This is a genomic window from uncultured Negativibacillus sp., from assembly GCF_944388365.1.
Taxonomy (GTDB): domain Bacteria; phylum Bacillota; class Clostridia; order Oscillospirales; family Ruminococcaceae; genus Negativibacillus.
Genome location: NZ_CALXIN010000029.1, coordinates 1 through 21836 on the forward strand (window position 1 = coordinate 1; position 21836 = coordinate 21836).

The following is a 21836-nucleotide window of genomic DNA, read 5'->3' on the forward strand; positions in this document are numbered from 1 at the left end:
GAGCGAAGCCAAAGGCTGAGCGACCTGCGCGAGAGCGAGGCTTTCGACTGCCCACTCAACCGGCAACGCGAACTGCGTGCAGGTTCAACCTGCAAAACTTTGATTTGTCTCTCAGGGTAGTTTTTGGTACACAGTACCATCCAATCAAAAGGACAGGAGTGAAGATCATGCTGGGACTGAAACGGGGAACGGTAGAGCTTTTCCCTCATCAAATCGCCTGGGAACAGGAGGCCGCAGATACCATCGCACAGCTGAGGTGCTGGATGGGTCCGCTCCTATTGGATGCCCGCCATGTGGGCAGCACCGCCATCCGCTCGATTGCAGCCAAGCCGATCATCGACATCGCCGTTGGTATCGAGGATTTTGATGCCCTGCACAGGATGGTCCCTGCGCTGGAAGAAAAAGGAATCGTCTATCGTCCGGTCGATGATCGCCCTGACCATCGGCTGTTTGTGAAGGGTGATTTTGCACAGGATACCCGTACCCACCACATCCATGTGGTGCGCTATGGCGGCGAGGAGTGGCAGCAGTATCTACTGTTTTGTGGTTATCTCAATGCGCATCCGCAGCAGGCCGCGGAATATGAAGCGCTCAAATACCGCTTGTGCGCACAGTTTGCACAGGACCGCAACGCCTATACGGCGGGAAAGCAGGAGATGATCGACGAAATCTTGCGTCGCGCCAAGCGCTGGGCAAACGATCAAACAATCAAATAAAGAAAAAACAACATCCCTGTCTGCTATGCAGACAGGGATGTTCTTTTCCACTCTCATCGGTGAAGATGGTGGAAGTCTTAGACGTAAAACTCTGCCATATCCTCCAGACGCAGGCAGGCCAGACGGCGCACCGAGAAATCGTAGCCGCAGCAGCAGTCGATATCGATATACTGCGGATGGTGGAAGATGGAGAGCATCTCTCCTCTTTGTTCCAGCTCGTGAACGTAGGCAAGCTCCTCCTCATCGCTGCGCCCGTAACATTCTGTTTCGTTGTGTACAAAGCAGGTCACCGGTGTGTGTCCGATGATGATCTGGCAGTCTGGCATCGAAGGAATCGGGTCCTTATAGGGACGGAACCACACCTCGTTGTAGACGGTGTCGGCAGGCAGTCCGTGTACCAGATAAAACTTTCTGCCGTCGATCTCCAACTGAAAATGGGTGGGCAGATTGCGCAGAAAGTGGAGAACCTTCGACCGCTGGCGCTTGTTGAGTTTATTGAGCCCTTCCAGCGTCGGGCCGTTGCCGTTTCGGTTCCAGTGCTGGATATATTTTTCCGGCGCGTGCGGCGCGTGGTAGCGCAGGCACATGAATTCATGATTTCCCAGCAGCATCTTCATATTGGGAGTGCGCATGATCTCCAGCAAAATCTCGATGGGAGAAGGACCTCGGTCGACCACATCACCCAGGATATACAGGGTATCCTCCGGCGAAAAGTGGATCTTCTCAAGCATCTGGTGGAAACGGTCAATCTCTCCGTGGACATCGGAGATGACATAGTGGGACATGGGAGTTCTCCTTCCTTAGGGTTTATAATCTGGCAGCAATCTCGTCGATGAGGTGATGGGCAACCTGTTCCTTGCTCATCAGCGGAAGCTCCTTGACCGCGTCCGCGGTGATGAGGGTGACCACATTGGTGTCACCGGCAAAGCCTGCACCTTCCACCTTCAGATTGTTTGCGACAATCATGTCGGCATTTTTCTTGGCGAGTTTCTTGCGGGAGTTTTCCAGCAGATTTTCGGTCTCCATCGAGAAGCCGCACAAAAACTGTCCGTCCGGCTTGTGCTGACCGAGGTATTGCAGGATGTCATTGGTGCGTTCAAATTCAAGGACAAATTCACCGTCCGACTTTTTAATTTTCTCATTGGCTACCGTCTTAGGTCGGTAGTCCGCCACAGCTGCCGCCTTGATGATGATGTCCATCTCAGGTGCACGGGAGGTGACCTCGTCAAACATCTGCTGGGCGGTTTCGATCGGAACAACCTTGACAAATGGCCATGGTTCCAGCGCAGTCTTTCCGGTCACCAGAGTGACATCGGCTCCGCGCAGCGAACACTCTCTTGCCAGCGCATAGCCCATCTTGCCGCTGGAACGGTTGGTGTAGATGCGCACCGGATCGACCGGCTCACAGGTAGGTCCCGCAGTGACCAGCACCTTTTTGCCGGCGAGATCCTTTTCGTACAGGATTTCCTGCAGGATGTGGTTGTACAGCAGCTCCTCCTTTGGCAGCTTGCCGGCACCGACGTCCTTGCAGGCCAGCATTCCTACCGCAGGCTCGATGATGCCAAAACCGTAGCGGCGCAGGGTGGCAAGGTTGTCCTGTGTAATAGGGTTCAGCAGCATGTTGGTGTTCATCGCAGGAGCCACCAGCTTTTTGCACGGGCAGGCCAGCACAGTGGTGGAGAGCATGTCATCGGCGATGCCGTGTGCCATCTTGGCGATGATGTTGGCGGAGGCAGGAGCGATCATCACCACATTGGCACGCTTTGCCAGTGCGACGTGCTCGACGTTGTATTGAAAATTGCGGTCGAAGGTATCCACCATGCAGCGGTTGTTGCACAGCGTTTCAAAGGTGAGCGGAGTGATAAACTGGGTGGCATTTTTGGTCATGATGACCTGAACGTCACAGTGTTGCTTTGCCAGCATGCTGGCGACGTTTGCCATTTTGTAGGCGGCAATCGAGCCGGTGATTCCCAGCACGACGGTTTTTCCCTTTAACATAAAAAGCACTTCCTTTTGTTTGACGGGATAAATTTCAGTGGTTTCAGTATAGCAGGAACAGGGTGCAAAGTCCAGAATCGACGGTAAAATAGACAGGAATTACAATTTAGGTTTGTCAAAAAATCTCGTTGAAAGGAGAAAAGCTTCGTGATATTCTAAAATCACCTACAAAAATAGGAGGTATATCTATGAAAATGGGAAAAGGATTGTTTAAAATAATGGCAGCTTTGCTGTGTCTTTGTCTGCTGCTGACAGCCTGCGCACCGGCAGAGCAGGAAGAAGCGGACGTTTCGGGCGATGCTCAGCAGGTGCAGAATCTGGAGAAGATCTGTTTAGTTTGGGGCTATACAAAGTATCATCATCCTGCCTTTCTGCTGGGACAGAAGGATTGGGACGAAGAACTGTTAAACCTCATACCAACAGTATCCGAGGCAAAGGAAGAGAAGGTCAACGACATCCTCCACGAGTGGTTTGTGGGATTGGGGGAAATCGACTACGGAACGAATAGAAAAAGAAACTTGCCATCGGAAGATGAGTTGATCGTGCAATCGGATACCGACTGGATCAGTCAGGAGTATCTGGGAAAGGAATTATGCGAGGATCTGTCCCAGATGACGGAAGTCCCCAGTATCAATCGCAGTAAAGCGCCTGTCAGCTTTCAGGAAAGCGGAAAACCGGAATTCACAAATGAATTGCTGTATCAGGATATGGATTATACAGACCTGTCTTATCGTCTGTTAGGACTGTTTCGATTTTGGAATGCTATCGAGTATTACTCTCCATATCTTAAAGTGATGGAGGAGGAATGGGCAACACTTTTACCGCAGTCCATCCAAAAGATGCAGCAGGTTGAAGATCAGACAGGTTACGAATTAACCCTTTTCTGGCTCGCAAGCAGAATGAATGATTGCCACACCATGCTGTTGAATGGGGAAACAACCGTCTTAACTTTAGCCAAAGATAGTACACAACTGCAGCTTCTGTGCGGATGTTTTGGGAAGAATTTTGCGCCGGTAAAATTGGTGACGGTGGATCATCAGCCAGTGGTTGCGGCGGTAGGCGCAGAAAATTGCCCACTCATGATAGGAGATGTTGTATTAAAACTGGATGGCGAGGACATCGACAAAGTGATTGAGCAAAGAAAAGAGTATATCCCGATTCCAAATGACGAAAAATTATCTACGCTCTATCCATATCTTCTTACCTCAAAAGAAGAAACGATGGAAGTTACAGTGTTGAGAGATGGAAAAGAAGAAACCTTTTTAGTAGCTGCTTCTCCTGAAAATTACGCCTGCTGTTATTTGCCTTTGGCATATCAACAGGACGAGGGGATTCCTTATCAAATTACAGAGGATAACATTGGTGTTCTCCATCTCCAAAATCCGCTGGAAACTAGTGTGGAAGAGATGATGGAGCAGTTGAAGGACACAGATGGTCTGGTCATCGATTTGCGTCAAGGCATCCAACCTTCCTTTGAAATTTCCAATTTTCATCGGTACTTTTGCAGCGACTATCAGGGTGCGGCACAGGTGATCGTTCCCTCTCAGGCAATTCCAGGTACATATCAGTCAAGTTTGGCAAGTGCAGGCGGTACGCAGGAAGAACGTAAGATGCTGGGAATTTATCTTTATCAAAAACCGGTTGTCTTGTTGATGGACGAGAATGTCGTAAGCTCAGGAGAATATGCTGCGATGTTGATGGCTGCGGGAGAAAATGTGGCCCTTTTAGGAGAGAACACACGTGGCGCCGATGGAAATGTTGCCTATCTGCCGTTGCTTGGCAATTTACAGATTACTTTTAGCAGCATGGGCATTTTTGGTCCGAATATGGAGCAGACCCAGCGCATCGGCCTTACTCCCGACATCGAAGTCCATCCGACTATTGAGGGCATCAAGGAAGGCCGCGACGAGCTGATGGAAGCGGCGGTAAACCATATAAAAGGTCAAATAGCAAATAATTAGGTATGTTTTTACTGGGATAGGACAGTAAAATATAAAACTACAAAATTAAGGAGGAAAAATTATGCCAAAATTGTTTGATGAGTTTGATTTAGATCTCCAGAAAGTAAACAGAATTAATCCTTTAGGTGATAGTGGTGGAGATTCGGTAGCACAATGTTCCGGAGGCGGCGGAACAGATTATGGATCAAGTCTTTGTCCAATCCCAGGCTATACCCTTGAGGATGATGATTGCTTTTTTACCCATACTTGTTTTGAAACATGGTTCTGTGAAGACTAAACTCTAAAAATAGTCATAAATGAAAACTCTGTATCCTATCATACGGAGTTTTCATTTATAGTTAGATCAAAACCCTTTAAGGAGTGCTATCAAATGAGAAAGATTAATGAATTTATAATTTTTACTTTATTTATTTTTTTATTCATAGGATGCACCCAAATATCAGATAATAGTATTATGGTACAAAATGCCCAAAACCTCGAAAAGCTCTGTTTAGTTTGGGGGTATACAAAGTATCACCACCCTGCCTTTTTGCTGGGGCAGAAGGACTGGGATGAAGAACTGTTAAATCTCATTCCCGTGGTGTCCGAAGCAAAAGAAGAGGAAGTCAACGACATCCTCCACGAGTGGTTTGTATCTCTAGGAGAAATCGACTATGGCATGAATGCATCTAATTCCACTTTACAGGAAAATAGATTATATGTTCAGGCAGATACTTCGTGGATTAAGGATGATACATATCTGGGAAAAGAATTGTCTGAGGATATGCAGAAATTAGGACCAATTCCATCAATCTATCGGGTGAACGCACCCGTCAGTTTTACAGCAAATGTAATGGGAACCCGTGTGCCAGATTTTTCTAATGAACCGCTCTATGAGAACATGGATTATAGTGACCAAGGTTACCGTTTACTTGGTTTATTCCGCTTGTGGAATGCCATGGAATACAACTATCCTTATCTGGATATTTTGGACGATAACTGGCACGATCTATTGCCGAAATATATTTCCAAAATGTTAGATGGTGACAATCAGGAGAACTATGAACTGACACTGGCATCGCTGAGTGCAAAATTGCAGGACAGCCACATCACCTTATATAATGCAAAATATACGATTCTCGAAGCAGGTATCTATGGTGCTCCAGTGGAAATTATGCAGGCAGAAGGGGAAATTGTTGTCTCCAACGTCTTAAAGGATGCGTGTCCGCTCCAGGTAGGGGATGTAATCTGTAAACTGGATGGCAAAAATATCAGGGACGTGCTTGCTGACAGGATGGAATATTTCTCTGTTCCAACAGCGGATAAATTTATCAATCAAATTGGACATTTCCTGCTTCGTTCCAACAATAAGGAGATGGAGCTGATTGTTTTGAGGGATGGAACAGAGCAGACCATCAAGGTTGAGGGAGCGATGGAGTATTATCCGATGTTGGAGACAGCAGAGCAACCGTATGAAATTCTCGATGGAAATATTGGTTTGATTAATCCGGCAGCATTGCAGGCAGGAAGTCTTTCCTCTGTGATGAGTCAATTAAAATCCACCGATGGTTTGATTATCGACTTGCGTCAATACCCGAGTGACTATATTGTATACGATCTTGCAGAGTATCTGGTGAACGGAACAAAGGCGTTTTTGATTAGTACGGTTCCAACAGAAAGTAAACCAGGAGTTTTTGTAGGGGGAATGCAGTATTCTGGTAGGAAGGATAATTCTAATGTCGAACTGTATGAAAAGCCAGTTGTGGTTTTAATGAACGAAAAGACACAGAGTCAGGCAGAATACACGATTATGTCGATTCGCAATGGGGAAAACGTCACCGTTATGGGAGAAAATTCAGTTGGTTCAGATGGTGATGTTGCGTATCTTCCTCTTCCAGGTGGAATAAATATGATGTTTACCAGTCAGGGTATCTACACCCCAGACGATAGTCAGACCCAGCGCATCGGCCTTACTCCTGACATCGAGGTCCATCCGACCATCGAGGGCATCAAGAAAGGCCGCGACGAGCTGATGGAAGCGGCGGTTGCCTACCTTCAGGAGCAGAACTTGAGTTCGGATGCAGCACCGGTGCAGGACAACGGCGAAGCTCCGTTGGGCAGTCCGGAGAACCCGATCGCAGAGGAACCACAAGACAACAGCGAAGCTCCGTTGGGCAGTCCGGAAAATCCAATCGCAGAAGAGCCACAGGACAACGGCGAAGCTTCGTTAGGCAGTCCAGAGAACCCAATCGCGGAGGAACCACAGGACAACAGCGAAGCTCCGTTGGGCAGTCCGGAAAACCCGATCGCAGAGGAACCGCAGGCAGAATAAATCTGACAAAAAGAGGTGATTTTTTCACCTCTTTTTTGTCGGTGGAATTTGTGGATCAGTCGGCAAAACTACTTGCAATCGCAGGGTGGATTCGTTATAATTGAGCTGTTTTTAAAATTTGAGAGCGTTGTATCTCTCGGGCAGCAATCTGTCCAAGGGGAGAACAACAGCGAAAGGAAGAATTGAATATGAATCAGGCAAGCGCAAAGACACAGAACATGGTAAAACTGGCACTGTTTGCAGGGATCATCGTGGTGCTGTCGATGACGCCGCTGGGTTATATCCCACTGGGTGTTATCAAGGCGACCACCATCCACATTCCTGTCATTTTAGGCTCGATTTTACTCGGATGGAAGGCAGGCGCCGTGCTGGGCGGCATCTTCGGACTGACCAGTCTGGTCGTCAACACCATTACACCAAGCCTTACCTCCTTTGTCTTCACCCCATTTTATTCGCTGGACGGCTCCGGCGGCAGCCTGTGGAGCCTGGTGGTCTGCTTTGTACCACGTATTTTGGTGGGCATCCTCCCGTACTTTATCTATCGGGGCATCCAAAAGCTGCATGGCAGCGACATCGTGTCGCTTGGCATTGCGGGCTTTCTTGGCTCGATGACCAACACCCTGCTGGTGATGAATCTCATCTACCTGCTGTTCGGGGAGCGATGGGGCGCCGCCAAACAGATTTCCTCCGACCTGATCTACAAGACGATTCTGGGCGTCATCGCTGCAAACGGCATCCCCGAGGCGATTGTCGCCGCTGTCATCACCGCCGCGGTGGGCAAGGTGCTCATTAAAGTGCTGCGCATGAGCAGTCCGCGCCGGTAATATTTTTGCAATCACAACCTGACCGGTCAATGAAACGGAGGACTTACAGATGATATTAGCGATTGATATTGGAAACAGCAACATTGTCATCGGCGGCTTTGAGGATGACAGCATCGAATTTACCGCGCGCATTGCCACCGATGTGCGCCGCACCGAGGAGCAGTACGCGGTAGAAATCCACCAGATTCTGCACCTGTACGGATACAGCGCCAAGGAGATGGAGGGCTCGATCATCTCGTCGGTAGTTCCTCAGCTGACCACCGTGATGAAAACGGCGCTGCGCACCATCATCGGCAAAAAGCCGTTGGTGGTAGGCCCTGGACTGAAAACAGGATTCAACATCAAGCTGGACAATCCTACTACACTGGGCGCCGACCGCGTAGCGGACACCGTTGCCGCCATCAACAACTATCCATTGCCGCTGATGGTGGTGGATATGGGCACCGCGACCACTATCTCGGTGACCAATGAAAAACTGGAGTTTCTGGGCGGCGCCATCATGCCTGGACTGCGGCTGTCACTGGAGGCGCTGTCCGACCGTGCCTCACTGCTGCCGCACATCGACCTGACCGTCCCAAAGACGATCGTCGCCAAAAACACCATCGACGCGATGAACAGCGGCATGATCTTCGGCACTGCCTCGATGATCGACGGCATGATCGACCGCATTCAGGAGGAGATGGGACGGGAGCTGACGGTTGTCGCCACCGGCGGACTGTCCAAGTATGTCATTCCACAGTGTAAGCACCAGATTATCCACGACCCAAACCTTCTGCTCAAAGGTCTGCGGGTGCTCTATTATAAAAACGCAAAATAGCAGAGATGACCGGAAAAAAGGACCGTCATGCGGTCCTTTTTTTATTTACAAAAATCGGAGGATAGGATATAATAAAGGCGATAGAACACCCCAAAAAAGAGGAGGGCTAGAGATGAAGATGAAGCAGAAACTGGCAGTTGTGCTGACAGCGGCATTGATGATTGTGACCATGGCAGGCTGCGGCATGAACAAGGAAAAGGCAATCGAACAGATGGAGCAGGCGCTCCGTACCGGCTACGACCTGCAAAGCGGCAAGATGTCTGCCCAGATGAGCGCCGAGGTTGCGCTGGGAGCTGACACCATTCCGATGGAGCTGACGATGGAGGGTTCCTTTAAAGATCAGCTGCAGACGATGGCGATGAAGACCAGCGGCGAGATCATGGGTATGCCGATCGACACCGAAACCTATCAGCTGGACGGATACAGCTACACACTGGACACGGAGAGCGGCAAGTACATCAAGATGCCGTCTGCCACAGCGGGAATCGACTATCAAAAGCTGATGACCCTGGGTCAGGAAGAGATGGTGGACCTGTATGTGCAGGGTGCACAGGCGGATGAAAACTTTGCCTTCACCGAGGAAGAAAAGGGACTGCGGGTGCAGTTTACCATGCCTGCCGAACAGCTGGCGGGAATGAAGGACGCCATGAGCAGCATGATGATCGACGAGCTGCTGCCGACGATGGAACAGCAGCTGCGCGAAAATGTACAGAGCCAGATGGATACGATGCTGGCGATGCTGCCCGAGGAACAGACCATCGACCAGGAGCAGCTGGATGCGCTAATCGACCAGCAGGTAGCGGCGATTGTGGAGATGGAAAAACAGCTGTTCCAGACGCTGGAAATCGGTGCACTGTCCTGCGACCTGCTCATTGAGGACGGCGTCATCAACGACCAGAGCATCCAGATGGAGCTTTCCTTCAATCTGAAGGGACTGGTGGAGGCACTGGGCGTGACCGATACCACTCAGGTACCGGAAACCTGCACCATGAAGATGGATATTCACAGTCTGATTGAAAACCGCAACGAGGACATCCAGATTGAGATGCCCGATCTGAGCGATGCAAACATTCTGGGAGAATAAACACATTCGGCAATTTGGGAAACTTCAGGGGGCGCCCGAACATAGGGCGCCCCTGCTTTTTGTCAGGGGAGGAACATCATGCGAACACTGCGCTATCAGATTGCGCCGGAACACGAAGGGATGAACGTCGAACGCTACCTCAAACAGCAGCACGGCTATTCCAGCAGAACCATCGTCAAACTCAAACATTATGAACAGGGAATGCGTTTAAACGGTGCACACACCCGCACCATCGACCTGCTGCACGCCGGAGATGTGCTGGAGATCACCTTTCTGGACAGCGAGGAACATGGCGTCGAGCACTTCATCCGCTCCAATCGTCAGGTGGAAATTGCCTATGAGGACGACGACCTGCTGGTTTTCAACAAGCCGGCGGATATGCCCTGCCATCAGTCCTGCGGACATGCTGCCGACACGCTGGCAAACGTCTTTGCGGCTCACTGCGATCAGCTGGGAATGGACCTGATGTACCGCCCGTTAAACCGGCTCGACCGCGATACCAGCGGCGCAGTGCTCATCGCCAAGAACCGCTTTGCTGCCGCCAGCGTCACCAACAATTTCCACAAGACCTATCAGGCCATCCTCGACGGTGTGCCGCCGCAGTCCGAAGGCAGAGTGGATGCACCTATCCGACGGGAGTTCCCCGAGGAGATGCGCCGTATCGTGTCGCCCGACGGTCAGCGCGCCATCACCAACTACCGTGTGCTGGCGGTGCAGGACGGGTACAGTCTGGTCGACTTTGTGCTGGAAACGGGACGCACCCATCAGATTCGTGTCCACATGGCACATCTGGGCTGTCCGGTGCTGGGAGACAGTATGTACGGGCGCAAAAGTGAGATGATTGCCCGTCAGGCACTGCACTGCCGGTATATTGCCTTTACCCAGCCGGTCAGCCGTCAGCCGGTCGGCGTCAGCTGCACAATGCCCGAGGATATGCAGGAAGTATGCACAAAGTTGGGATTAAAAATGAATAATGATGTATAACTATGCAAAATGAGCGTGGAGGATGGAATTCTTCCAGACGGCTAAAAAGCAAAAAAATCCACCATGACTGGTCAGGATGCAAGGGCGCTTTAACGGGATAAGTTCAAGAGATTGCGCAGGAGAGTCCGGCAGAAGGCTGTATAACTACTTCACTTTTGGTGAGATTTTATTCAAAACTGACAAAAATCGTTGAAAACGTATATTTTTTCATAGAACCTCTTGAAATTGCAAAAATATTCAGTATAATAAGAACATCGTCTCAACGACAAGCCATTTATAAAAGATGCAATTTGAATAAAAAGAGGAGAAAATGACAATGAACACAATGAAAAAATTACTGACAGCACTGCTTTGTGGTGCAATGGTTCTTTCGATGGCAGCCTGCGGCGGCAGCGACAGCGAATCCGCAGAGGGAACAGGCTCGGATGACAACAAGATCTACGTTGGCACCGAGGCAGGCTTTGCTCCTTATGAGTACATGTCCGGCGACGAGGTTGTCGGGGTGGATATGGATATCGCACAGGCAATCGCTGATGCCATGGGCAAGGAGCTGGTCATCAAAAATATGGACTTTGACGGTGCACTCAACGCTGTACAGCAGGGCCAGGTTGACTTTGTAGCAGCAGCTGTTTCGGTCGATGAGGAGCGTCAGAAGGTAATGGACTTCTCGCACAACTATGTTGATTCCAGCGACGTTGTCGTTGTCAATGCAAGCGCAGGTGTTGTCAACACCAATGAGGACATTGCAGACAAGGTCATCGGCGTACAGCAGGGCAACATCGCAGACATCTGGGTCACCGACAACTATCCGGATGCTGAGGTAAAACGCTACACCAAGTTTGTACAGGCAGCAGAGGACCTCAAGAACAACAAGATCGACGCTATCGTAATGGACCTGTATCCGGCACAGGAGCTGGTTGCAGCAAACCCAGAGCTGAAGATTCTTGACGAGAACAATCCTCTGTTCGTTGACCAGTATGCAATCGCTGTCAAGAAGGGCAACCAGGAGCTGCTCGACCAGATCAACGAGGTCATCGACCAGCTGATCGCTGACGGCAAGATCGAAGAATTCACCGCAAACCACGCAACCGCAAAATAACAGACGGACAGACAGTCCGCATCAGCAACAGCAGGCGCAAACAGTGTCTGCTGTTGCGTTGTGTCTGGGACCTGTGCGGTACGGTTAATCGACGAAAGGAACGGTGCTATTTTGGAACAAATCTTTAACTATATTCTCAATCTGGGACAGCGTTATTATGACGCCTTCTTTGCCGATACCAGATACCTTGCTTATCTGGAGGGTATCAAAAACACCCTGATCATCTCGCTGTTTGCTGTACTGCTGGGTGTTGTACTGGGCATTCTGGTGGCAGTGGTCAAATATGTTGCCACAGGCAGCAAAAATCCAGTCCTCCTTGGACTGAACAAACTGTGCAGACTGTATGTCACCATTGTGCGTGCAACGCCAGTTTATCTTCAGATCTTCATCATTGCAAACCTGATCTTCACAGCGCGCAACATGGAGATCTATGCGGCGATCACCTGCTTTGGCATCAACTCCGGCGCCTATGTTTCGGAGATCATCCGCGCAGGCATCGAGTCGATCGACAAGGGACAGTTTGAGGCCGGCCAGAGCCTGGGACTCAGCCAGGGCACCATCATGAAGTCGATCATTCTGCCGCAGGCGATCAAAAACATTCTGCCGGCGCTGGGCAATGAGTTTATTACCCTGATTAAGGAAACTGCTGTCGCAGGCGCCATCGCCGTCACCGACGTGACCAAGGCTGCCCAGTACATCGGTTCCAGAACCTGGGACGTGCTGCCGCCGCTGTTTATCGCTGCGGGCATCTATCTGATTATCGTTCTGGGACTGACCAAACTGCTTGCAATCTTTGAGAGGAGGCTGGCTGCAAGTGATCACCACTAAGAATCTGTGCAAGAGCTTTAATGAACATACCCATGTCCTCAAGGGCATCAGCGAAACCATCAACAAGGGCGAAAAGGTGGTCGTCATCGGACCGTCCGGTTCGGGAAAATCTACCTTCCTGCGCTGCCTGAACCTGCTGGAAACCCCGACACAGGGAGAAATCTGGTTTGAAGGGGAGAACATCACCGATCCTAAATGTGACATCCAGAAGATCCGTCAGAAGATGGGCATGGTGTTCCAGCAGTTTAACCTCTTCCCACATATGACCGTACTGCAGAACATCACCTTTGCACCGGTCAAGCTCGGACTGATGAATCAGCAGGAAGCCGAGAAAAAGGCAAGGGAGCTGCTTTCCAGAATCGGTCTGGCGGATAAGGAAAAATCCTATCCGGCACAGCTGTCCGGCGGTCAGAAGCAGCGTATCGCCATCGTGCGGTCGCTGGCGATGAATCCGGATGTCATGCTGTTCGACGAGCCGACCAGCGCGCTCGACCCTGAGATGGTCGGAGAGGTATTGCAGCTGATGAAGGAGCTGGCCGACGATGGTATGACCATGGTGGTAGTTACCCACGAGATGGGCTTTGCCCGCGAGGTTGCTACCCGCGTCATGTTCATCGACGAGGGCATTGTCAAGGAGCAGGCTCCGCCGGAGGAGTTTTTCTCCCATCCGAAGGACCCGCGTCTGCAGGAATTTTTGTCCAAGGTGCTGTAAAAAAATATACGATTTCAAAAGCGGGAACTGAGGTTCCCGCTTTTTTGCTTTAAAAATGACAGATGATTTGTAAAATTTTGTAGCAGGGTAGAATCACGGCGGGAGAAGTGTTAAGATAGAGAACAGGCCGCTCGAATTCCCAGCATTGGAAGGGGAAAATAGGGTGTTGATTTTCACACCAAGGTTGTGTAGAATAAAATTTACCGATAAAAAAAGAGCGAGTGAGAATCAAGTTTTGAGAAATGGAGAGAAGACAGATTGAAAGTTTTGTTTCTGGGAGATGTTGTGGGAAAATCAGGCTGTGATTTTGTTGCCAAACACCTGCGCAGTCTGAAAAAGATGATCGGCGTGGACGCCTGTGTCGTCAATGGAGAAAACTCGGCCGAAGGAAACGGCATCACTCCCGAAAGCGCACGGATGCTCTTTGATGCCGGCGCTGACGTCATCACCACCGGAAATCACGTCCTCAAACGGCGGGAGATTTATCCGGTGCTCGAACAGAAAAACGGAATCATCCGTCCGGCAAACTACCACTCCAGCGCTCCAGGCTGTGGAATGTTTGTGCTGGATAAGCTGCGCTGGCAGCTGTGTGTTATCAATTTGCAGGGAATCGCCGCGATGGAGCCGCACGCCAATCCCTTTGAAAAGGTCGATCAGCTGTTAAAGCATGTTCATACCCCAAATATTCTGGTGGATTTTCACGCCGAGATGACCTCGGAGAAAAAGGCAATGGGCTACTATCTGGATGGGCGTGTATCCGCAGTAGTCGGTACCCACACCCATGTTCCGACGGCAGACGAACGAGTGCTGCGCGGCGGTACCGCCTACATCACCGACGTGGGAATGTGCGGCGGCAAAAACTCGGTGCTCGGCGTCAAGAAGGAAATTATCATCCGTAAGTTTGTCACCGGAATGCCCGAGCGCTTTGAGTATGACCATCAAGATATGGAGCTCAACGCGGTACTTATTACCATCGACCAATCCAGCGGACGTGCCCAGTCGATCGAGCGCGTCTGCATCGGAGAGTAGGTCAATCAAAAAAGAGTCGTTTTCGCTGTGAGAACACAGGAGGATTCAATCGTATGAAATTTGCAATCAGATGGGCAGCGCTTTGTCTGTGTCTGGTGCTGCTGGCAGGCTGTGGTCGGACGGAAATCGGGGAAAAGCAGGCGTTCAGCCCGAACATTACCATTGGACAGTCCGAGGAGGAACAGGTCCCGACCGAGAAACTCAGTACACTGCGCATCCCCTGCGATTATACCCAGCTGGTCACATCGCCGTGGAACTGTACCGACCTGAACACCCGCAAGGCAGCGATGCTGCTGTACGATTCGCCGGTGCAGCTGACCGAGGATTTTCAGGCAGAACCTGCGCTGGCGACGGTGTCCGGTTCGGGCACCCAGTGGACGCTGACACCGCGGGAAGGTGTCACCTTTTCGGATGGGTCGGCGCTGACCGCCGAGGAACTGAACAACAGCCTGACGCTGGCGATGGCGGAAGGCTCGTATTACCGCAGCCAGCTGACCAATATCAGCCAGCATACCGTGGAAAATAATCAGGTGCAGATTACTCTGACCACCGCCGATGCGCTGTTTCCCAACCTGCTGACCTTTCCGGTGGGCAAACTCAGCGGTTCCATCTATGTGGGAACCGGACGATATGTGCATTTGTCCAACGCTGACAACAGTGCGACGCTGAAGCGCAACGACAACTACTGGGGAGAAAGTGCCAGCATCGAGCAGGTCGAGCTGGTGACGCTGACCAAGAAGGATGTAGCTACTTACAGCCTGAAGCTCGGCGATATCGACTGCCTGTATACCGAGGGAGCTTCGGCAGATATTGCAAATCTCTCCACCAGCGACTATCCGGTAGTTTCCAACCAGCTGATCTTTCTGGGAGCAAACGGCACCCGCGGCGATACCGCCAACGCTGCTCTGCGCCAGGCCATCAGCCTGGGTATTGACCGTTCCTACCTGATTCAGACGGCGCTGTCCACCTCGGCAGTCGCTGCCGATTCACCGCTGCATCCGAACTTTTCACAGAGCTTCGGGGAAACGGTCAAGACCAGGGACACCGATGGTGCAAAAAAACTGCTGACCGATGCGGGACTGCTCTCGGAAGGAGAGGAACTTTCTGAGGGAAAGGAACTTTCCCTTACGTTGCTCTATTGCAATGAGGGCGCCGACCGTGCGCAGACTGCCAATCAAATCGCTGCACAGCTGGCGGAGGTGGGAATCACCGTAACGCTGGATGGACGCAGCGAGGCAGACTACTTCTCGGCGCTGGAAGCAGGCTCTTATGACCTGTACCTCGGTGAGATCCTGCTGGGTGATGATATGGATTTAAGCCACCTGTGGACCAAAGGTACCCATTATGGCTACGGAGCGGCACCGTCCCAGGCGCTGCTGACCGCTTATCAGACCGCCTTTTCCACCGGCAGCGGCTGGGATGCCTTTGTCACCGCCTTTGAAGCGGAGTATCCGGTCATCCCGCTTGCCTTCCGCAACGGCACCTTCTCGCTGTCCCGTGCCCACTCGCTGTCCATCCGCGCGGTGCGCAGCAATCTGTTCTACAATATGGAGGACTGGCAGTAGTTTGTGTAACACTTGTTAAAGTTTACTGCAATGCGGGAACAAGTCAATCTCGATTTTGTAAATAAAGCATGAAATGGAGAAAAAACAAACTGAAAGCCTGTTCAAAGGCATGGAAATAAGGTATAATTATATCATTGATAGCTATGCCCTTAAAAAGCGTCGGCCCGACGCATAGAAAGGAACGTGTGATTTTATGATTAAATTTGAAAATCATCTTGGCTCGATTGAAATTTCCCAGGATTATTTTGCAAACCTGGTTGGTCATGCCGCTTCCGAGTGCTTTGGTGTCGCCGGAATGGTGGAAAGCACGGCGTCCCAGGGATTACGATACATTCTCAAAAAAGATGAGGCACAGGACAAGGGCGTCAAGGTTCGCACTGTAGCGGGCGGTCTTGTCATCGACCTGCACATCGCTGTGACCTACGGAGTCAATATCGCCGCTATCGTCAAGAGCATTGTCAACAAGGTTCGCTATACCGTTGAGGAGGCAACCGGATTGCAGGTAGCCAAGGTCAACGTTTTTGTCGATGACATGAAACAATAATCTGTCCGGCTTGACGGAATAGAAAGTTTTGCTAAGGAGTTGTTTAATTGTGATAAAGGGAAGTCAGCTCAGAGATGCGTTTATCTCTGGCGCAAACCGCATTTCGAATTGCCGTCAGCAGGTGGACGCGCTCAACGTATTCCCTGTACCGGACGGTGACACCGGCACCAACATGTCGATGACCATCAACGCTGCCAAACGTGAGCTGGAGCTGCTCAAGGATGAGCCGACAGTGGAGCAGGTGTCCAAAAAGGCAGCCTCCGCACTGCTGAGAGGCGCAAGAGGAAACTCGGGCGTTATCCTGTCGCTGCTGTTCCGCGGATTTTCCAAGGGACTGGAGAGCAAGGAGACTGCCGATGCCAAGGACCTGGCAAATGCGCTGGGACTGGGCGTATCCGCTGCCTATAAAGCGGTTATGAAACCGACCGAAGGTACCATCCTGACCGTTGCCCGTCTGGCAAGCGAACATGCACAGCAGGTGGCACAGCAGGAGGAAGAAGTCACCGCTGTCCAGATGTGGAAGGAAATCCTTTCTGCAGCTGAGGACGCGCTGGCACAGACCCCAGAGATGCTGCCGGTACTCAAAAAGGCAGGCGTCGTCGATGCAGGCGGCCAGGGCTTTGTTGAGATCTGGAAGGGTATGCTGTCGGTCATCGAGGGCGGAGAGATCATTGTCTCCGAGGAGGAAGCACAGTCCGCTCCAAAGGAGAAGCGCGCTCAGGGCGTCGCTGCCGAATTTAACGAAGAAGATATTCACTTCTGCTACTGCACCGAGTTTATCATCAATAAAGAGCAGCCAAATGCAGACCCGCTGTCGCTGCGCGCATATCTGGAGTCGATCGGCGACTGTGTCGTTGTTGTAGATGACGAGGAGATTATCAAGTGTCATGTACATACCAACGAACCAGGCAACGCCATCCAGGCGGCGCTCAAGTTGGGATACCTGACCAACATGAAGATCGACAACATGAAGGTACAGCATGGCGACAACAACAAGCTGGTCGATCTGGAAGCAGAAGGCCAGCCAGCCTTCCCATATCAGGCAGTCGATCCGGACAAAGAGTACGGCTTTGTCGCGGTTGCAGCCGGTGAAGGCGTTAAGCAGCTGTTTGTCGACCTGGGCGTTGACAACGTAGTCAGCGGCGGTCAGACCATGAATCCATCCACCGACGACATTCTGTCTGCGATCCATGCTACCGCAGCCAAGACCGTCTTTGTGCTGCCAAACAATAAGAACATTATCATGGCGGCAGAGCAGGCTGCAAACCTTGCTGACCGCAAGGTTTATGTATTGCAGACCCGCACCATCCCACAGGGACTGTCGGCAATGCTTGCTTTCGATCCAGAAGCGGAGCGCAAAGAAAATGTGATGAACATGATCAAAGCCTTTGAAAAGGTCGGCACCGGTTCGGTCACCTTTGCAGCACGCGACAGCGATTATGAAGGTCACAACATCAAGAAGGGCGAGCTGCTGGCACTGGAAAACGGCAAGATGTCCTTTGTTGATACCGACCTGCAGAAGACAGTGGTCAAACTGACCCACAACCTCGTCAAAAAGTCCTCGAACAAGGACAGCAACTTTGTCACTCTGATCTACGGCGAGGACGTGCAGGAGGAGCAGGCGGAGGAGATTCGTCAGGCAGTTGCCGACAAGCTGGGTGACGATGCTGAGGTCGTTCTCATTGCAGGCAAACAGCCGGTATACTACTTCATTATCTCAGTGGAATAATAATCAAAGAAGGGCTGGATTCCAGCCCTTCTTTTTTTACAGGGAGTGAACCAAGTTGCTGGACAAGAAACAGATCATTGCCCGTCTGGAAGAACTTCATCTGGACGATACAAAGTACTGGCTCATTACGGGAGGAGCGATGGTCCTGTATGGACTGCGGGAGCAAACCTCTGACATCGACCTCGGATGCACCTCCGATTTGGCGGACCTTTTGCAGCAAGAGGGATTTCCGGTAGAGAGAATGCCGGATGGTACCCGAAAAATTGTTGTGGCGGAGGATGTGGAGATTTTTGAGAACTGGCTGGAGGACAAGGTCGAAAGATTTGAGGGAGTTCCGGTGATTTCCATTCAGGGATTGATAGAAATGAAGCGGGCATTGGGCAGAGAAAAAGATTTCAGGGATATTCAGCTGATTTTGGAAAAGTATCCGGAATACAAATAGTGCAGAACAGCACAGACAGAAGATGTTTTTCCTTGCCGGAAAGCGGCTTGTATAATAAAAAAGGAGCTGTTTTATAACAGCTCCTTTTTTGTGTCGGCTTACAGGATGCTCCACTCGCAGACATCCGAGAGGTAGATGTACATCGGCGAGTAGGAATTGGTGATATATTCGACCGGATTATCACAGAAGGTGATCTGTCCAGGGTGGTCATCGCTGAGCTCCCGCGAAAGGGTGAAGGTGACACGGGTGCATTTTTCGGTGGAGATAACCGAGATATCGCCGCCGTGGTGGTTGACAATCAGCTTGCACAGCGTCAGTCCCAGACCCAGGTGGGTAAATTGCAGATCCTGGCGTCCGCTGGTAAAGTACGGTTCAAAGACGTGCGGCAGCGTTTCAGGTGGGATGCCAAGGCCGTTGTCGGCGACCACAAAGCGAACCGAGCGGCGGCTGGCGGTGACCTCGATGCGGATGTGCTTTTCCTCGCGGTCAGGGTCGGCAAAGGCGATGCAGTTGGAGATCAAGCTAGTCAACACGATTACCAGCTTGTCGGTGTCCAGATACAGCTCGACCGATTCGTCGGGCAGGGTATATTCCAGACGCACGCCGGTACGCCGTACGATCATCTGCAGGTGACGCAGCAGGTCATCCAGATATTGATTGAGCGATACCAGCCGCAGATTTAAGCAGGCCAGACCATTGGCATAGGCGGTGTATTCGGAGAGGCTGTTGCAGGATTTGAGCATGTGGTAACAGTCGGCACTGAGCTTTTTGACCAGCGCCTCGCACGAATAGACGTCGTCGATCTCCAGCCGGCGTTCGATGGTGGAAATGTTTGAAAAGATCGAACTGAGCGGGTCGCGCAGTGTGGTGTTGAAGTTTTGCAGCATCTCCTGTGCGCGGTTGGTGTCGCTGGGGAACATCTGGGTGGTGTTGACCGAAAAATGAACCGTTGCTCCGACAAAGACCTCGTTTTGATCAAACAGAGGCGAGAAGGAGAGCACCGTGTGCGCCATCGGCAGACGGGAAGGGAAGGACAGAGCACCATTCTGGGTGTGCAGCGAGGCGATCAATGCGTCGATATCGTAGCCTTGCAGCAGCGAAAGGACGTTGTCCTTGCTGCAGAGAAATGGAAAGTTCGTTTTCAGATATTGGTTTTCCCAAAACTGGGTCAGCTGTGTGTCAACCAGTGCAATGGGCAGCGGCACGCCGTCACAGGCCTCCATCAGCGGAGCAAAGGTTGATTTGTTTTGTTGGTAAAAATCCTGCTGCATAACACACCTCTTTTTCCTGTTTTGTTAGCGTACCTTGATGGCGCGCAAATATGCACAGTGAATCACTGGAAAATTATTTCGACAGAATATGACAATCTTCGACAACAGATTATTCTAAGTATACCGCATGAAAGTTGAAAATGCAATTCACACAGCAGACTTTTAACGGAGAGCAGGTGACGATTTCTTCGTTTTGCAGGAGGGAAGTGTGTAGGACTGCAAAAATACATAAAAAATTAAAAAAAGAAATTGTTGTGGACACCCTCTGAATTCCATGGATTTTATAAAAATTTTACTGAAAAAAGCTCGATTTTCCGCCAAAAATCTGGTAAAATACAAGGAAAAGATAGTGTATTTGTATAAATTCAAGGAGATGATGCGGCACAATCTTATTAAAATCATAAAATTAGTTAAAAATATAACAAGGGGATTGTATATTTCCCAAAAATAGGGTAATATATAGATGCACAAAATTTTAGGAGGTTGATTCTCATGGCAATTAAAATTGGCATTAACGGTTTTGGACGTATTGGTAGATTAGTTTTCCGTGCAGCAATGGCTCAGCCGGAAGTTTTTGAAGTAGTAGGTATCAACGACCCATTCATCGGTCTGGATTACATGGTTTACATGACCAAATATGACTCCATGCATGGCCAGTTCAATGGCACTCTGGAGGTTAAAGACGACAAATTTGTTGTCAACGGCCACGCAATCAACGTATACGCATGCAAAGACCCAAGCGAAATTCCATGGTCTGAGTGCGGCGCTGAGTATGTTGTAGAGTCCACCGGTGTGTTCACCACCACCGAGAAAGCTTCTGCACACATCAAAGCTGGTGCAAAGAAGGTTGTTATCTCCGCTCCTGCAAAGGACAAAGAGACTCCAACATTCGTTGTTGGTGTAAACGAAGACAAATACACCAAGGACATGACCGTTGTTTCCAACGCATCCTGCACCACCAACTGTCTGGCTCCACTGGTTAAGGTTATCAACGACAACTTCGGCGTTGTAGAAGGTCTGATGAGCACCGTTCATTCTACCACTGCTACCCAGAAGACCGTTGACGGTCCTTCCAAGAAAGACTGGAGAGGCGGACGTGCTGCTGCTGGCAACATCATCCCATCTTCCACTGGTGCTGCAAAAGCATGTGCACTGGTTATCCCAGAAGTAAAAGGCAAACTGACTGGTATGTCCTTCCGTGTACCAACTCTGGACGTATCCGTAGTTGACCTGACTGTTAAACTGGCAAAACCAACCACCTACGAAGAGATCTGCGCAAAAGTAAAAGAAGCTTCCGAGACCACCATGAAGGGCATTCTGGGTTACACCGAGGACATGGTTGTATCCTCCGACTTCCTGGGTGATCCAAGAACTTCCATCTTCGATGCAAAAGCAGGTATCATGCTCAACGACACCTTTGTAAAACTCGTTTCCTGGTACGACAACGAGTGGGGTTACTCCAACAAAGTTCTCGAGCTGATCAAACACATGTCTGCTGTTGATGCTCAGTAATCGAATCGCTTTTTATAAAGACCGAAGCCGAACCGGCTTCGGTCTTTTCTTTTCCTTTTTGCACCAGCTTGAAGCTGGACACAGTTCGCGTTGCCGGTGAAGTGCAAGGCGGGAAGTTTCGCTCTCGCGACCGCCTTTTCGGGTATGAGAAGGAAACGAAGTTTCCTTCTCCGAACTTTCTGCAAAGACGATTGCGGGCTTACGCGGCCCGCGTCCGCAGTGCTTTTGCAGGAGGGTTCCTGCGAACCACATTGCGGGTTTACGCAGCCCGCACCCGCGGTTTCTTTCTTTTCGAAAAGAAAGTAACCAAAGATTCGCCAAAGAGGAAGTATCCTCTTTGGAAACACCTCTGAGGGGCACATCCCCTCGGGAACTTCGCAAAGCGAAGTTCTCTCCCCCTGACTGCTCCG

At 50.6% G+C, this 21836-nt stretch carries 20 protein-coding genes; 17 read left to right on the top strand and 3 right to left on the bottom strand.

What is annotated here, in order from left to right; all coding sequences use genetic code 11:
- The first annotated feature begins 167 nt into the window (after nucleotides 1-167).
- Nucleotides 168-716 carry a GrpB family protein gene (locus Q0L39_RS05775; protein WP_296627469.1) on the top strand — a complete coding sequence of 183 codons (549 nt, stop codon included), beginning with the start codon at nucleotides 168-170 and terminating at the stop codon, nucleotides 714-716.
- 77 nt (nucleotides 717-793) lie between these two features.
- Here the strand turns inward: Q0L39_RS05775 and Q0L39_RS05780 are convergent, their stop codons facing one another.
- Nucleotides 794-1501, bottom strand: a complete 708-nt coding sequence (locus Q0L39_RS05780; protein WP_296627471.1) for a metallophosphoesterase — start codon at nucleotides 1499-1501, stop codon at nucleotides 794-796.
- Between the two features lie 22 nt (nucleotides 1502-1523).
- A complete protein-coding gene (gene coaBC / locus Q0L39_RS05785) occupies nucleotides 1524-2714 on the bottom strand; it encodes a bifunctional phosphopantothenoylcysteine decarboxylase/phosphopantothenate--cysteine ligase CoaBC (RefSeq protein ID WP_296627473.1) in 1191 nt (396 codons plus the stop codon).
- 188 nt (nucleotides 2715-2902) lie between these two features.
- Here coaBC and Q0L39_RS05790 point away from each other — a divergent pair, with 188 nt between their 5' ends.
- The 15 genes from Q0L39_RS05790 (at nucleotide 2903) to Q0L39_RS05860 (ending at nucleotide 18643) form a co-directional block, all read left to right on the top strand.
- The gene (locus Q0L39_RS05790; RefSeq protein ID WP_296627474.1) at nucleotides 2903-4675 is read left to right on the top strand and encodes a S41 family peptidase; all 1773 of its coding nucleotides are present in this window, start codon (nucleotides 2903-2905) and stop codon (nucleotides 4673-4675) included.
- Between the two features lie 61 nt (nucleotides 4676-4736).
- Nucleotides 4737-4952, top strand: a complete 216-nt coding sequence (locus Q0L39_RS05795) for a hypothetical protein (RefSeq protein ID WP_296627476.1) — start codon at nucleotides 4737-4739, stop codon at nucleotides 4950-4952.
- Nucleotides 4953-5045: 93 nt separating this feature from the next.
- Nucleotides 5046-6986, top strand: coding sequence for a S41 family peptidase (locus Q0L39_RS05800; RefSeq protein ID WP_296627477.1), 1941 nt, complete (start codon nucleotides 5046-5048; stop codon nucleotides 6984-6986).
- A gap of 188 nt (nucleotides 6987-7174) precedes the next feature.
- On the top strand, nucleotides 7175-7810 hold the full coding sequence (locus tag Q0L39_RS05805; RefSeq protein WP_296627479.1) for an ECF transporter S component: 636 nt from the start codon (nucleotides 7175-7177) through the stop codon (nucleotides 7808-7810).
- 49 nt (nucleotides 7811-7859) lie between these two features.
- Entirely contained in the window at nucleotides 7860-8627 is a 768-nt protein-coding gene (locus Q0L39_RS05810) for a type III pantothenate kinase (RefSeq protein WP_296627481.1), read from the top strand.
- A 112-nt stretch (nucleotides 8628-8739) separates the two neighbouring features.
- Nucleotides 8740-9711 carry a hypothetical protein gene (locus Q0L39_RS05815; protein ID WP_296627482.1) on the top strand — a complete coding sequence of 324 codons (972 nt, stop codon included), beginning with the start codon at nucleotides 8740-8742 and terminating at the stop codon, nucleotides 9709-9711.
- A gap of 78 nt (nucleotides 9712-9789) precedes the next feature.
- Nucleotides 9790-10695, top strand: coding sequence for an RluA family pseudouridine synthase (locus Q0L39_RS05820; protein WP_296627484.1), 906 nt, complete (start codon nucleotides 9790-9792; stop codon nucleotides 10693-10695).
- 316 nt (nucleotides 10696-11011) lie between these two features.
- On the top strand, nucleotides 11012-11794 hold the full coding sequence (locus Q0L39_RS05825) for a transporter substrate-binding domain-containing protein (RefSeq protein WP_296627486.1): 783 nt from the start codon (nucleotides 11012-11014) through the stop codon (nucleotides 11792-11794).
- A 111-nt stretch (nucleotides 11795-11905) separates the two neighbouring features.
- A complete protein-coding gene (locus tag Q0L39_RS05830) occupies nucleotides 11906-12622 on the top strand; it encodes an amino acid ABC transporter permease (protein ID WP_366916344.1) in 717 nt (238 codons plus the stop codon).
- On the top strand, nucleotides 12609-13334 hold the full coding sequence (locus tag Q0L39_RS05835) for an amino acid ABC transporter ATP-binding protein (RefSeq protein ID WP_296627488.1): 726 nt from the start codon (nucleotides 12609-12611) through the stop codon (nucleotides 13332-13334). The genes Q0L39_RS05830 and Q0L39_RS05835 overlap by 14 nt, the downstream gene beginning before the upstream one ends.
- A gap of 258 nt (nucleotides 13335-13592) precedes the next feature.
- The gene (locus Q0L39_RS05840; RefSeq protein ID WP_296627489.1) at nucleotides 13593-14363 is read left to right on the top strand and encodes a TIGR00282 family metallophosphoesterase; all 771 of its coding nucleotides are present in this window, start codon (nucleotides 13593-13595) and stop codon (nucleotides 14361-14363) included.
- 53 nt (nucleotides 14364-14416) lie between these two features.
- Nucleotides 14417-15928, top strand: a complete 1512-nt coding sequence (locus tag Q0L39_RS05845; RefSeq protein WP_296627491.1) for an ABC transporter substrate-binding protein — start codon at nucleotides 14417-14419, stop codon at nucleotides 15926-15928.
- 193 nt (nucleotides 15929-16121) lie between these two features.
- The gene (locus Q0L39_RS05850) at nucleotides 16122-16472 is read left to right on the top strand and encodes an Asp23/Gls24 family envelope stress response protein (protein WP_296627492.1); all 351 of its coding nucleotides are present in this window, start codon (nucleotides 16122-16124) and stop codon (nucleotides 16470-16472) included.
- A gap of 49 nt (nucleotides 16473-16521) precedes the next feature.
- Entirely contained in the window at nucleotides 16522-18201 is a 1680-nt protein-coding gene (locus Q0L39_RS05855; protein ID WP_296627494.1) for a DAK2 domain-containing protein, read from the top strand.
- Nucleotides 18202-18256: 55 nt separating this feature from the next.
- The gene (locus tag Q0L39_RS05860) at nucleotides 18257-18643 is read left to right on the top strand and encodes a hypothetical protein (protein WP_296627495.1); all 387 of its coding nucleotides are present in this window, start codon (nucleotides 18257-18259) and stop codon (nucleotides 18641-18643) included.
- A 98-nt stretch (nucleotides 18644-18741) separates the two neighbouring features.
- Here the strand turns inward: Q0L39_RS05860 and Q0L39_RS05865 are convergent, their stop codons facing one another.
- Nucleotides 18742-19914 carry a HAMP domain-containing sensor histidine kinase gene (locus Q0L39_RS05865; RefSeq protein ID WP_296627497.1) on the bottom strand — a complete coding sequence of 391 codons (1173 nt, stop codon included), beginning with the start codon at nucleotides 19912-19914 and terminating at the stop codon, nucleotides 18742-18744.
- Between the two features lie 492 nt (nucleotides 19915-20406).
- Between Q0L39_RS05865 and gap the strand changes: the two genes are divergently transcribed.
- A complete protein-coding gene (gene gap / locus Q0L39_RS05870; RefSeq protein ID WP_296627498.1) occupies nucleotides 20407-21426 on the top strand; it encodes a type I glyceraldehyde-3-phosphate dehydrogenase in 1020 nt (339 codons plus the stop codon).
- The last annotated feature ends 410 nt before the right edge of the window (nucleotides 21427-21836 follow it).